The sequence below is a fragment of the Pelagimonas phthalicica genome (genome assembly GCF_004364805.1).
Classification (GTDB): domain Bacteria; phylum Pseudomonadota; class Alphaproteobacteria; order Rhodobacterales; family Rhodobacteraceae; genus Pelagimonas; species Pelagimonas phthalicica.
On record NZ_SOAP01000001.1, the window covers coordinates 1282888 to 1296329 of the forward strand.

The 13442-nt window shown below is 57.6% G+C and carries 13 protein-coding genes; 7 read left to right on the top strand and 6 right to left on the bottom strand.

Annotated elements, in window-relative coordinates; genetic code table 11:
* Positions 1–201 precede the first annotated feature (201 nt).
* The gene (locus CLV87_RS06395) at positions 202–1131 is read left to right on the top strand and encodes an MYG1 family protein (RefSeq protein WP_099242678.1); all 930 of its coding nucleotides are present in this window, start codon (positions 202–204) and stop codon (positions 1129–1131) included.
* On the top strand, positions 1128–1745 hold the full coding sequence (locus CLV87_RS06400) for a glutathione S-transferase (RefSeq protein WP_099242676.1): 618 nt from the start codon (positions 1128–1130) through the stop codon (positions 1743–1745). Before CLV87_RS06395 ends, CLV87_RS06400 begins: the two co-directional genes overlap by 4 nt.
* 3 nt (positions 1746–1748) lie before the next feature.
* Here the strand turns inward: CLV87_RS06400 and msrQ are convergent, their stop codons facing one another.
* The 3 genes from msrQ to CLV87_RS06415 all read right to left on the bottom strand — a co-directional run bounded on the left by msrQ (position 1749) and on the right by CLV87_RS06415 (position 3907).
* The gene (msrQ, locus tag CLV87_RS06405) at positions 1749–2354 is read right to left on the bottom strand and encodes a protein-methionine-sulfoxide reductase heme-binding subunit MsrQ (RefSeq protein ID WP_099242674.1); all 606 of its coding nucleotides are present in this window, start codon (positions 2352–2354) and stop codon (positions 1749–1751) included.
* 13 nt (positions 2355–2367) lie between these two features.
* On the bottom strand, positions 2368–3279 hold the full coding sequence (gene msrP / locus CLV87_RS06410) for a protein-methionine-sulfoxide reductase catalytic subunit MsrP (protein ID WP_099242672.1): 912 nt from the start codon (positions 3277–3279) through the stop codon (positions 2368–2370).
* Positions 3280–3538: 259 nt separating this feature from the next.
* Positions 3539–3907, bottom strand: coding sequence for a winged helix-turn-helix transcriptional regulator (locus tag CLV87_RS06415; RefSeq protein WP_235871892.1), 369 nt, complete (start codon positions 3905–3907; stop codon positions 3539–3541).
* Here CLV87_RS06415 and CLV87_RS06420 point away from each other — a divergent pair.
* Positions 3900–4451: a hypothetical protein gene (locus CLV87_RS06420; RefSeq protein WP_166652682.1), complete on the top strand. Its 552-nt coding sequence runs from the start codon at positions 3900–3902 to the stop codon at positions 4449–4451. The two genes, CLV87_RS06415 and CLV87_RS06420, sit on opposite strands and share 8 nt — an antisense overlap.
* Here CLV87_RS06420 and CLV87_RS06425 read toward each other — a convergent pair.
* A complete protein-coding gene (locus CLV87_RS06425) occupies positions 4424–5920 on the bottom strand; it encodes an FMN-binding glutamate synthase family protein (protein WP_099244673.1) in 1497 nt (498 codons plus the stop codon). The two genes, CLV87_RS06420 and CLV87_RS06425, sit on opposite strands and share 28 nt — an antisense overlap.
* 117 nt (positions 5921–6037) lie before the next feature.
* On the opposite strand from CLV87_RS06425, the gene CLV87_RS06430 reads away from it, so the two are divergent.
* Both CLV87_RS06430 and CLV87_RS06435 read left to right on the top strand, forming a co-directional pair.
* The gene (locus CLV87_RS06430; RefSeq protein ID WP_099242666.1) at positions 6038–6481 is read left to right on the top strand and encodes a DUF302 domain-containing protein; all 444 of its coding nucleotides are present in this window, start codon (positions 6038–6040) and stop codon (positions 6479–6481) included.
* Between the two features lie 237 nt (positions 6482–6718).
* Positions 6719–8131 carry a calcium-binding protein gene (locus CLV87_RS06435; protein WP_099242664.1) on the top strand — a complete coding sequence of 471 codons (1413 nt, stop codon included), beginning with the start codon at positions 6719–6721 and terminating at the stop codon, positions 8129–8131.
* A gap of 16 nt (positions 8132–8147) precedes the next feature.
* Here the strand turns inward: CLV87_RS06435 and dgt are convergent, their stop codons facing one another.
* Positions 8148–9488: a dGTP triphosphohydrolase gene (dgt, locus tag CLV87_RS06440; protein ID WP_099242662.1), complete on the bottom strand. Its 1341-nt coding sequence runs from the start codon at positions 9486–9488 to the stop codon at positions 8148–8150.
* Between the two features lie 86 nt (positions 9489–9574).
* Positions 9575–12187, bottom strand: a complete 2613-nt coding sequence (gene clpB / locus CLV87_RS06445; RefSeq protein ID WP_099242660.1) for an ATP-dependent chaperone ClpB — start codon at positions 12185–12187, stop codon at positions 9575–9577.
* 218 nt (positions 12188–12405) lie between these two features.
* Between clpB and CLV87_RS06450 the strand changes: the two genes are divergently transcribed.
* Together CLV87_RS06450 and pyrF are read left to right on the top strand one after the other, a co-directional pair.
* Positions 12406–12669, top strand: a complete 264-nt coding sequence (locus CLV87_RS06450) for a hypothetical protein (RefSeq protein WP_099242658.1) — start codon at positions 12406–12408, stop codon at positions 12667–12669.
* A 56-nt stretch (positions 12670–12725) separates the two neighbouring features.
* On the top strand, positions 12726–13430 hold the full coding sequence (gene pyrF, locus CLV87_RS06455; RefSeq protein WP_099242656.1) for an orotidine-5'-phosphate decarboxylase: 705 nt from the start codon (positions 12726–12728) through the stop codon (positions 13428–13430).
* Positions 13431–13442 lie beyond the last annotated feature (12 nt).

The following is a 13442-nucleotide window of genomic DNA, read 5'->3' on the forward strand; positions in this document are numbered from 1 at the left end:
TGTCGTCAAACTCACCGCATCTTTTCGCAGCCCAATTGACCCAAGGTAACGGTATCGATTTAGCTATTTACCATCCAAAGTTGCGACAGATTTGACACAAGCCCTGCGAAATGCCACCGAAATACGTATGCGGCATATCCTTTGCAGCGCAGACTACTAATCTTTTAATCCCGACCAAGGCCAATAGGAAAAAACACGACTATGAACCCGAAATTCCTGGTGACACACTCCGGCGGTTTCCATGCCGACGAACTTTGTTCCAGTGCCGTTCTCAGTCAATTGTTTCCCAGTTCCAAAATCATCCGCACCCGTGACGCGGAATGGATAAGCCCCTCAGAAAAAAAGATCATTTATGACGTCGGAGGTGATTACTGCCCCGAAAAGCGCATCTTTGATCATCACCAACGCCAAGCTCCCATACGCGATAGCGGCGCGCCTTACAGTTCCTTTGGCCTGATTTGGAGACATTACGGCAAGGCGTATATTCAAAGTCTGAACGTGCCCGCCGACGATCTCGACGCGGTGTTCGACGCCGTGGATCAGGAGTTTGTTTTGCCCATTGATCTGCTGGATAATGGCGCGATCAGCCCCTCAACCGCAGCGGAACTGGCCCCTTTGACTTTGCCCAGTTTGCTGGAAACCCTAAAGCCGGTTTTTGATGCTGAGGGCGAGGATGCGGATGACGTTGCTTTTGACCTTGCATTGGCCATTGCCAAGCCCTTGATCAAGGCGCAGGTCATGCAGCAGGCCGCCAAACGCCGGGCACGGTCTTTGGTCTTCCAAGCAGTCGAAGATGCCGGTCAAAGCCGCGTTTTGGAATTGCCCATGGGCATGCCCTTTCGCGCAGTTTTGGATGAGGCGGGTGCCGATCATCTGCTCTTTGTCGTCTATCCGCGCAAGCAAGGCGATTGGAGCATTGGCGGCATTCGACTGAGCGATGACAGCTTTGAGCAGCGCGCCGACCTGCCTGCCAGTTGGGCCGGTCTGACCGATGAAAAGCTCGAACAGGCAAGCGGCGTCAGTGGTGCCACCTTCTGCCATAACGGGTTGTTCATCGCCGCCGCCAAAACGCGCGAAGCGATTTTGGAAATGGCCGATCTTGCGGTGGCGGACGCGCTGCAAAACGCATGACGCCTCTTCTCTATTCCTTTCGCCGCTGCCCTTATGCCATGCGGGCGCGGCTGGCCATTGCCAGTTCTGGCCTCAAGGTCGAGCTGCGCGAGGTGGTTTTGCGCGACAAACCTCAGGCCTTTCTCGATGCCTCGCCCAGCGCCACCGTGCCTTGCCTTGTGACGGGTGACACGATCATTGATGAAAGCCTCGACATCATGATCTGGGCTTTGCAACAAGCCGATCCCGAAGCGTGGCGGGCCATGCCGGACGCGGGCTGGGACTGGATCAAGCGCAGCGATGGCCCGTTCAAATCGGCCCTCGATCGCACAAAATACGCCACACGCTATCCCGATTGCGATGCCGAAGAAGAGCGCGCCAAGGCCAGCGAATTCCTCGGCGACCTTAACGCGCAAATCGGTAATTGGATCTTTGAAGCGCCCAGCCTGGCCGATTACGCCATCCTGCCGTTTATCCGCCAGTTCGCCTTTATCGACAAAGCCTGGTTTGATGCCCAGCCCTGGCCCGCTTTGCAGGCCTGGCTTGAGCGTTTTTTGGAAAGCGACAGGTTCGCGGCGATTATGTCGAAGTACAAACAATGGCAGCCCGAAGATGCGCCGCTGATCTTTCCCTGACGGTCAGGAGCGCTGCGCAAACAGCGCGCGCTTTACCTTCACCCGAGTCGCCAGCAGCGCCAGAACAACGGCCATATAAATCAACGGCTCTATCTGGAAACCTTTGACCAACATCACAAAATGCAACGCCCCAAGCAGCACCGCAACATAGGTCAGCTGATGCAGTTTGCGCCAACGCGCGCCCAGCTTGCGCAGCGACCAGTTGTTTGAGGTCACCGCCAGCGGGACCATCAGCGCAAAGGCAGCCATGCCCACGGTGATATAGGGGCGTTTCAGAATATCGGCCCAGATCTGCGACAGGATCTGAACATCCAGAACCAACCAGACCAGCAAATGCAGAGCCACATAGAAAAACGCCAATAACCCAATGGCACGGCGGAATTTCAACAGGTTGAGCTTGGCAAAGCGGCGCAGGGGCGTGATGGCAAGGCCGACAATCAGCAATTGCAACGCCAATTCACCCAGCTCATGCTCTAACGCCTTGATCGGCTCGACGCCCAGACCACCGGTCAAGGCAAGATAAAGCAGCCAGGGCGCGGGCAAGGCACCAATCAGGTAGACAAACCAGGTCGGGACTTTGCGGATAAATGTGTTCAGGCGGTCAATCATCGGCAGTAACGGCTCAGAAATTCTTGGTCAGGTCCATGCCCTCGTACAGGGCGGCAACCTCTTTTTCATAGCCATTGAACATCAATGTTGGTTTACGACGCGCAAACAAACCACCACCCAAGGGCCGCTCTGTCGCCTGTGACCAGCGCGGGTGATCCACGGTTGGGTTCACATTGCTATAAAACCCGTATTCGCGGCCATTGGCCTTGTTCCAGCTGGTGGGTGGTTCAGAGTCTGTCAATGTGATCCGAACCACGGATTTGATCGACTTGAACCCATATTTCCACGGCACCACCAAACGCATCGGCGCGCCGTTCTGGTTGGGCAGCGGTTTGCCATAGATCCCTGTGGCCATCAGGGTCAGCGGGTGCATGGCCTCATCCAGACGCAAGCCTTCGACATAGGGCCAGTCGAGCACAGGATAGCGGGTGCCCGGCATCTCTTCGGGGCGGTAAACCGTTTCAAAGGCGACATATTTCGCCTCAGGCTTGACGCCTGCCATTTCCAACAGGTCAGCCAGTTCAAACCCGTTCCAAGGCACGACCATCGACCAGGCCTCAACACAGCGGAAGCGGTAAATCCGCTCTTCGATGGTCATCTTGGCGAGGATATCGCCAAGCGCGTAATCGCCCGGGCGCTCGACCATGCCGTCGATTTTGACACTCCAGGGGTCTGTGGTCAGCGTATGGGCGTTTTTGGCAGGATCATCCTTGCCGGTGCCGAATTCGTAATAGTTGCAGTAGTTGATGATGTCGTCCCAATCATTGGGTTTCAGCGCCTCTTGCGCCTGCGCCTGACCCGCGCTGAAACCAGCACCAATAACCGTGCTGGCCCCCAAACCCGCCAGAATTTGCCGCCGGTTCAGAAAGGCGGATTCGGGCGTGACGTCCGCCTGAGTGAGGTCGTTGATCCAGCGTTTGGCCATTGGGGTCTCCTATCTCTGTTGACGGATAGATAAAGGCTCTGTGATCGCGGACCAAATTAATTTGGGTCACGTTGGCGTGGTGGGGCTGTAACAAAACGGGGTTTCCCGGATTGCCTTGCAATCCGGTTCGCACCCGACCCGCCCCCCAGGGCGGGTGCGAATTTGCAATGCTGCGGTCCCTTGGAACGCCGAGATTGAGTTTAAGGTCGACCATGCCGGTGAGCCGCCCTCGGGTCGGGCGCGAACCTATGTCGAACCTCTACTTACTCAAATCCGCCAGCCGAATATCTTGCAACGCAACCTCGCTGCCCTCTTCATCCAACAAGGCCACCCGCAGCTTGGCGCGATCAGACCGACGCACTGGCCCAATCGGTGCCCCCGCCAGGTCAAGATGCCGATTACCCCATTCCAACAGCGCCAACAGGGACATAGCCAAATCAAACCCTGTTCGAGACAGGAGGTATTCATACCGCGTGCGCCCGCCTTCGGGCTTGTAGGGGCGCTTGGCCACAATACCTTGCTCAATCAGCGACGAGAGCCGCGCCGACAGTACCGATTTCGGCACACCGATTTCGGCGCGAATATCCTCGAACCGAGCGACACCATAAAACAGCTGGCGGATGATCATCAGCACCCATTTATCCCCCAACACCCCCGCCGCCAGTGCGAGTCCGCAGCGATCAGGTGGGAAACGGGGGATGATTTCGGAATCAGTTGAGTTTGACATACGAACCCAGATAGCCTACCTCAAGCTAAGTTCAAAATTCAAACTCAGGATTCGCACCATGTCCCCGCTTGCTTTGCTTTTGACTGTCAAAATTCTCCTCACCCTGCCGCTGATCGGGCTGTTCGGCTTTGCCACCAATGCCCGTTTGAACAATCTCACCGGTCAATGGGGCCAGGAACCACTGATCTATCGCCTGTATGCAGTGGCCCTCTCGGCCTTACTGGTCGGATATCTCGGCGCGCTCTTTGCTGTGCTCGACCTCCAGGTGCCCTGGGGCATGTTGTGGGTCGGCCTTGTTTCCAATGCCGGGGCGGCGCTCATGATTGTCACATGGAGCTGCCACCCCCGCCTGCGCCGATCCGCTTGGGCCTTTGGGACCATTGCCGCCGGGCTTGTCATCGCGCTGATTTTTCCGGCTCAGGCCATCTCGCCAGTTTTCGGTTGAGAGGGGTAAAGCTCGTTCATCTGCACGGATCGACCATCATCCCGAACAATTCGCACATGCCGTCGCCGCATCTGGCGCGGCTCGGCGACACCGACCGAATGGGCGATGGTTTCGACCTCGTAGATGATGGATTGCGCATATAGCGCGACGCGCTTGTGCTTTTCCTGCACGACAAGCCCCTTTTGCAGCCCGGCATCATGGGTCGTGATCCCGGTCGGGCAGGTGTTCTTGTTGCATTTCAGCGCCTGAATGCAGCCCAGCGAGAACATGAAGCCACGCGCCGAGGTCACAAAATCCGCCCCCGCACAGATCGCCCAGGCCACATCGCCGGGATTGATCAGCTTGCCGCTGGCGACAATGCGAATGCGCTCATGCAGCCCGTATTTGTCACGCAGATCGGTCATGCGTACCAAAGCCTCGCGCAGCGGCAGGCCCACTAGGTCCATCAAGGGCATCGGCGCGGCGCCGGTCCCGCCTTCGCCGCCATCCACAGTGATGAAATCCGGCGCATGTTCGGCCCCGCGTTCCTTGATCGCCTCAAACAGATCCACCCAAGGGTCGGCAGAGCCCATACAGGTTTTGAACCCCACCGGTTTGCCGGTCACCTCGCGAATATGGCAAATCAGATCAAGCAGATCGCCAAAATCATCCACCTCGCGGTGACGGTTGGGCGAAATGCCGGGCTGGCCTTCGGGAATGCCGCGGATCTCGGCAATCTCTTTGCTGACTTTAGCGGCGGGCAGGATGCCCCCCTTACCAGGCTTGGCCCCCTGGCTCAGCTTGATCTCAAACATCTTGACCTGAGGTTTGGCGGCCACTTCGCGGAGCTTGTCATCGCTGAGATTGCCTTCGGCATCGCGCACCCCAAACTTGGCCGTGCCAATCTGATAGACAATGTCACATCCCCCTTCGAGGTGATGCGGCGCAAGCCCGCCCTCGCCGGTGTTCAACCAAATCCCGGCCTTGGCCGCGCCTTGGCTCAGCGCCTGCACCGCTGGCTTGGACAAGGCCCCGTAAGACATCCCTGAAATGTTAAAAATCGACGGGGCGGCATAGGGCTCACGGCAATGCGGCCCAATCTCAAGCGGTTCGGTCGAGGCATATTGATCGTCCAGCGGCGGGAACACCGCATTCATGAAAATCGGCGTGCCCGGCACGTTGAGGTTGCGGGTCGAACCAAAGGCAATCGTATTGCTCTTGGCCCCCGTGGCCCGCGATACCCAATTGCGCTGCGCCCGGTTAAACGGCATCTCTTCGCGATCCATGGCAAAGAAATACTGGCGAAAGAACTCTCCCAATTCGGTGAACAGATGCCGAAACCGCCCGATGACCGGATAATTCCGCCGGATCGCATCGCCGGTCTGGCGACGATCCGCAATGAACAGCACAATGACCAGCGCAACGCCGATACCCAGAAAGAAAACAAACAAAAGCGCCAAATATTCCAGCGCGGCCATTGCATATCCCATATTCATCTCCGCGAATGTGTTGATTTGTCTCAAAGGCAAACAGATTTCTGCACCCTACTGTGCCATTGTCGCAGCAAAATGGCAGCCCCGCTGCCGAATTCGTGAAAGTGAGAGAGCATGAAACATTTTCTGACAGCAATGGCCCTGTCGATCCTCAGCAGCACTGCCCTTGCGGCGGACATGATCACCTATGATACAGAAGACAGCTTTGACGACGTTGTCTTTGGTCTTGAGAGCGCCATTATCGATGCTGGTCTCGTGATCGATTCCGTCTCCCATACCGGCGAAATGCTGGAACGCACGCGGGCCGATATCGGGTCTGAAAGGGTGTTGTTCCTCAATGCCGACGTCTTTAGCTTTTGTTCGGCCAAAATCTCGCGCGAAGTGATGGAAGCTGACCCGATGAACATCGTATTCTGCCCCTATGATGTCTTTGTCATGGTGCGCCCGGAAACACCCGACACCACCACCATCGGTTTTCGCACCTATCCCGAGGGCGAGATGAAAAAGGTCGAATCCCTTCTGGATGGAATCGCGCGTGCCGCAATTGGGCTGGACTAAAACCGCACTTCTCAACATTTGAAGCGCTCGGGCGCAATTGTTGCGCCCCGCGAAACCAATTTTCCCGCCATGCGTGCAATGGGGCCGAATTGTGGCGAAATTCGGACATTTCCTTTGCCAGCCCCATACGCCCTTTCTAGTCTCGTTAACCATATTGAGTTTGCAGCGATTTCGGGGGGAAATGGCCGCGCTTTTGGGTTCGGGGCACCACAACTTATTTTGAAAAGGGGCACTGCCATGCCAACCGTATTTGGAACCGACGGCGATGACAGCCTGACCGGAACGCTCACACGCGATGTTGTCGCCCTATTGGGCGGCAATGATTACTACATGGGGGATAACGGGGCCGACCTGATCCTGGGGATGAACGGCAACGACACCCTGCTGGGCGGCAATGGCGGTGACGAGATCCTGGGTGGCGAAAACGACGATGTCTTGATAGGAGCCTGTGGTCACGATTCACTCTATGGTGAAAACGGCAACGACCTGCTGGATGGCGGCAATGCCGATGATCTGCTGGTCGGCGGCGGCGGGGATGACACCCTGTTTGGCGGCAATAACAGCGACCAGCTCTTTGGGGGCGATGCCGAAGACTATCTGGATGGCGGTCAGGATGATGACACGCTGAACGGCGGTGCCAATGATGACACGATCATCGGCGGCAAAGGCAACGACCGCCTGACCGGCGAAGACGGTGCGGATCTCTTCATCATCGACGGCTGGAAAAGTGGTAATGACACCATCACCGATTTCGAACTGGGCATCGACAGGATCGACCTGACCGCAATTGGCGTTTACGACATTTCCCTGCTCAACATCCTCGATCTTGGGGCCAGCACGTTGATCATGCTGGGCAATGGCAACTCGATCGAGATTTCCGGCGTTGCCCCTTCTGACCTGAGCGCGTCCGATTTCGTGCTGACCGCAGCCCCTGTAACCACAACCACTTCGGACAGTTCCGACACGGTGGTTGGCACCTCGGGTGCAGATATAATCACGGCGGGCAATGGCTCTGACCGGATCTGGGGCGGCCACGGCAACGACCAGATTTTCGGAGGCTCGGGCCGTGACCAAATCCGCGGCGAACTTGGCAATGACCTGATCTATGGCGGGTCCGGCCAGGACAAGATCCATGGCGGGTTTGGCAATGACGTGATCTTTGGCGATGCAGATAACGACCTGATCTTTGGCGATGAGGGCAATGACTACATCAATGGCGGCAACAAGAATGACCGCCTTTATGGTGGTGACGGTCATGACGAGGTCATTGGCGAAAACGGCAATGACAAGATGTGGGGCGATGCCGGCAACGACATTCTTGACGGCGGCGCTGGCAAAGACTCCATGGATGGCGGCAGCGGCAATGACATCATGATCGGCGGCTGGGGTCAGGACCTGATGACCGGTGGCACCGGCTCTGACACCTTTGTCTTTGAAATGCGCAGCAACAATGACATCATCACCGACTTTGAGGATGGCTCGGATCTGCTTGACGTGTCCGGCTACGCCTCTGAGGGCATCACCGGCTATAGCGATCTGGTGATCACCCAGGTCGGCGCAGATGTGCATATCCAACTGGCTGGTGACAATTCGATCACGTTACAGAACGTCGATGCAAGCACCATCTCTGCCGACGACTTCATCTTTTGACCAAGCTGGGGCGGGTTTACCGCCCCATCAACATCTCTGCAGTATCTACGGCGTACCGATCAGTCATGCCCGACACAAAATCCGTCATGGCATGCAGTGCCGAATAGCTATCGGTCACGCCTCGCAAGTCCAGTTCCAGGGCGCGAACAACCTGTCGTTCGTAATCGGGCAACTTAGCCTCATCCCAACCCCGCTCAGCCAAAGCATCAAATACGGGCAAGAGCCCATCCAACACATTGCGGATCACATTGCGGCCACGCACTTCCAGCTTGGTTTTTCGTGGGGCAACAAACAGCTGTTCCCGCGCCGTTTTCTTGATCCTGGCAAAGGCCGGGCCTAGCGCGGAATCGGCAATAAGATCGTTGGAATAAGTGCCATTCATAATAGCGTCGTGATTGGCCTTAAACGCCTCGACACAGGCCCAAATCGCGCCACCAATGGCCAAGGCGCGGTAGTGTGAAATCTTTTCATATTCGGTATGATTGCCGAGATTGTCATCATTGGGTGTGTTTTCGATCAAAGGCAGCAATAGGTCCCGCACTTGATCAAAGCTGAGATCTCGCGCCGTGTATCCGTCTTCGAGATCAACAATATTATAGCAAATATCATCCGCCGCCTCGACCAGGAAGACAAGCGGGTGACGCCGCCACCACGTGCTGCCATCCGCTGCGGTTTCAGCAATCAAGCCCAGCCGGTCCGCGACTCTGGCATAGGTTTTTGCCTCGCGATCAAACAAACCAAATTTCTTGGCCCCTACATAGGAATGATCGGTCAATACCGCCCGCGTGCGGGCCGTCATCGGGTATTTGGTAAAAGCGCCCAGCACCGCCGCCGATAGGTCCATCCCGTAATCCCCGCGATACATTTCCAACCGCGTCAAAATGCGAAACCCTTGGGCGTTGCCCTCAAAGGCCTCGAACTCGGGCCACAACCCGGCATCAATACCGCGAAACACGCCGCGTGGCTCCTGAAATCGTTCTGCAAACCATTTGCCGATGCTCTCTTCGCCGGAATGGCCAAAGGGCGGGTTGCCGATGTCATGCGCCAGACAGGCCGCATGGATGATGCCCGCAACCCGATGCGCCTCACCTTGTCCGATGTACTTTTCGACCTCCAACCAGGCTCCGATCTGCATTCCCAAACTGCGCCCAACCGTTGCGACTTCGTTGGAATGGATCATACGGTGGCGCAAATGATCATGGCCATGGAGCGGATGCACTTGGGTTTTGTTGGCTAGCCGACGGAACGGCGCGGAGAAGATGATCCGATCCGCGTCCATGGTGTAATTGGGGCGCGCCGCGTCTTCCTCTTTATCCTTGAACAAACGCTGCGTATTCAACAGGCTCTGCCAGTCCATTCACACACTCCGATCCAATAATGCCCTGTTGTCTATAAGAAAAAGGCCCGCCGTGAAAGCGGGCCTTTGACTTGTGTCACAATGGTTTAATGCACAACGGCATCATCCGGCTTGGGCCGATTGCTGGCCCCGACGCGATCGCCAATCAGCAACCCGTCGGCCCCAGCGCTGACCACGATCGTGTCACCATCCGCCACGTCACCGCCCAGCAGCATCTCGGCCAGCGGGTTTTGCAGCGCGCGTTGGATCACCCGTTTCAGTGGACGGGCCCCAAAGACCGGGTCATAGCCCTCATCCGCAAGCCATTGGCGCGCATCCTCGTCCAGTTGCAGCGTGATCTTGCGCGCGGCAAGGCGTTTCAGCAAACGCGCCAACTGGATATCAACGATGCCATCCATGTCATCCCGACGCAGGCGGTCAAAGATGATGGTTTCGTCCAGACGGTTCAGGAATTCCGGGCGGAAATGGGCGCGCACCGCGTCCATCACATCCCGTTTCGCCTGCGCACTATCCGCACCCTCGGGCAATTGGCTTAGCGCCTGCGAGCCAAGGTTCGAGGTCAGGATAATCAGCGTCTGCTTGAAATCCACCGTCCGGCCCTGACCATCGGTCAACTGCCCATCATCGAGCACCTGCAACAGCACGTTGAACACATCCGGATGCGCCTTTTCGACCTCGTCAAACAGCACAACCTGATAGGGGCGACGGCGCACCGCTTCGGTCAGCACCCCGCCCTCATCATAGCCAACATAGCCCGGAGGCGCGCCGATCAGACGGGCGACCGCGTGTTTCTCCATGAATTCCGACATGTCTATGCGCACCATGGCGCTGTCATCGTCAAACAGGAAATCCGCAACGGCTTTGGTCAGCTCCGTCTTGCCCACCCCTGTTGGCCCAAGGAAGAGGAAAGAACCCAACGGCCGGTTTTCATCATTCAGACCTGCACGCGCTCGGCGCACCGCGTTGGACACAGCCGTAACCGCCTGTTCCTGGCCGATCACCCGCTTGTGCAAGTCATCTTCCATGCGCAGCAGCTTCTCACGCTCGCCCTCCAACATTTTCGAGGTCGGGATACCCGTCCAACGTTCCACGACAGCAGCGATATGCTCGGGGCGCACCGCCTCTTCGACCATGACATCATCGCTGTCCTCGGCCTCTTGCAGCTGCTTTTCCAGCCCCGGGATGATGCCATAAGACAGTTCCCCCGCGCGGCCCAGATTGCCCTCGCGCTTGGCCTGTTCCAGCTCAGCGCGGGCGCGATCCAACTGCTCCTTGATGTCACGCGCCGAGGCAAGCTTGTCCCGCTCGGCCTGCCATTTCGCAGTCATCTCAGCCGATTCCTGTTGCAGGTCGCCCAGATCCTGTTCCAGCTTGGCCAGCCGATCCTTGGAGGCCTGATCATCCTCAAGCCGCAACGCCTCAACCTCGATCTGCTTTTGCAGAATATCGCGGTCCAGCGCGTCCAGCTCTTCGGGTTTGCTGTCCACTTCCATGCGCAAACGCGAGGCCGCTTCGTCCATCAGGTCGATGGCTTTGTCCGGCAGAAACCGGTCGGTGATGTAGCGATGCGACAGGGTCGAGGCCGCCACCAAAGAGCTGTCAGAAATCCGCACCCCATGGTGCAGCTCATATTTCTCTTTGATGCCGCGCAGGATGCTGATCGTATCCTCAACAGTCGGTTCCTCAACCAGCACAGGCTGGAACCGCCGCGCCAAAGCCGCGTCTTTTTCCACATGCTTGCGGTATTCATCCAGCGTCGTCGCGCCGACACAATGCAGTTCACCGCGTGCCAAAGCAGGTTTCAGCAGGTTCGAGGCATCCATCGCCCCATCCGCCTTGCCCGCGCCAACCAGCGTGTGCATTTCGTCAATAAACAGGATGATTTCACCGGCGGCTTCAGTCACCTCGGTCAGGATCGCCTTCAGGCGTTCCTCAAACTCACCGCGATACTTCGCACCGGCAATCAGAGCGCCCATATCCAGCGCCAAAAGCTGTTTGTTGCGCAAGGACTCCGGCACGTCACCATTGACGATGCGCAGGGCCAACCCCTCGGCAATCGCAGTCTTACCCACGCCGGGTTCACCAATCATCACAGGGTTGTTTTTGGTACGACGGCTCAGCACCTGCATGGCGCGGCGGATTTCCTCGTCGCGGCCAATGATCGGGTCGATCTTGCCCTCACGCGCCGCCTCGGTCAGGTCGCGCGCATATTTCTTAAGCGCGTCATAGCCCTCTTCTGCGGTCGCCGTGTCGGCAGTGCGCCCCTTGCGAATATCGTTGATCGCCTCGTTCAGCTTCTGGGCCGAGACATCACCCGCCTCCAGCGCCTCTTTTGCCGGGGATTTCACCAGCGCCAGCGCCATCAGCATACGTTCCACCGGAACAAAGCTGTCCCCGGCCTTGGTGGCGATTTTCTCCGCCTCATCCAGCACCTTACCAGTGGCGCTATCCATATAGACCTGACCGGCATCCCCCGTCACTTTGGGGATCTTGGCCATCTTGGTGTCAACCACCTGCAACACGCGGCTCTGCTTACCACCGGCGCGGGTGATCAGGTTGCTGGCCAACCCCTGATCATCATCCATCAATGCTTTGAGCAGATGTTCAGGGGCCAGTTTCTGATGGCTCTCCCGCATTGCAATCGTTTGAGCGGCTTGAATGAAACCGCGCGACCGCTCCGTGAACTTGTCAAGGTTCATGGCTATTCTCCTTTGTCCAAGCGCCCTTGGCTGAATTTGCGCCCGCTTGGCGGCACGCGAAAGGTAAGGGCCTCATAGCCAAGATGGAGGTTCTCAGCCTCGCCTTCAAGGGGCAAGCGTTGCAAAAATACCATTGCAATTTGAATGTCTTTGCCCGCACGGTGCAGCGGTTTTTAAACACCTTTGAGTCAAGCTTTCGCGCGTGGAGGCTGCCTAAAATGATCATTTCCAAAGTAGAATATACCGGATTTCGCGATATTGGCCCCGGCGGGTGTATGCGCGGGTCTGTGTCGCTGGTCGCAGGGGAAACGCGTATCAACGTGCCCCTGACCCTGCCGCGCAAGGTTGAAATCGACAAAAGCCAGCATCGCCTGCTGCTTTTGGCCGAGGCGCTGCGCCAAACACGGCGCATGCCGGAATATCGTCGCAAAGGCAGTTTGAAACTGGCACCCGAGCTGATGAAGGCACGCAAACAGGCTTGACCTTATGGGGGCATGGACGCAAAAGGGGGCCGTTTGCTTTCTCGAAAGGTCCTGCCATGACGCTCCCCCCCTCTGATGACCGCCTGATTGTTGCTTTGGACGTGCCAAATGTCGTTGCCGGCATTGATCTGGTGCAAAACCTTGGGGACAGCGTGTCGTTCTACAAGATCGGTCTGGGCATGTTGACCGGCGGCGGCCTTGCGCTCGCCAATGAGCTGAAGGCCGAGCATGGCAAAAAGATTTTTCTGGATATGAAATTCTTTGACATCGGGGCCACGGTTGAGGCTGCGGTGCGCGGGATCGCCCAGTTTGATCTCGATTTCCTGACGGTGCATGGCGACCCGCATGTGGTGCGCGCCGCCAAAGAGGGCGCGGCGGGCAAAGACCTAAAAATCCTGGCGGTGACCATCCTGACCTCGCTGGATCGCGCTGATCTGGATGCCTCGCTGATCAAAGCAGGCGACATTCCCGACATCGTCACCGAACGCGCCGCTCGTGCGCTGGCTGCCGGGGCGGATGGGGTCATTGCCTCTCCGAACGAGGCGGCGCTGATCCGCGCCCTGCCCGAGGCTGAGGGCAAGCTGATCGTCACACCAGGCGTGCGCCCTGTCGGTGCTGATCTGGGCGACCAGAAACGCATCGCCACCCCGGCCATGGCCATCGCCAACGGAGCCGACCACATCGTAGTCGGCCGCCCGGTTCACAAAGCCGCTGATCCGCGCGCGGCGGCCCAGGCGATTGTGACAGAACTCAACAGTTAAGTCCGGGCACCC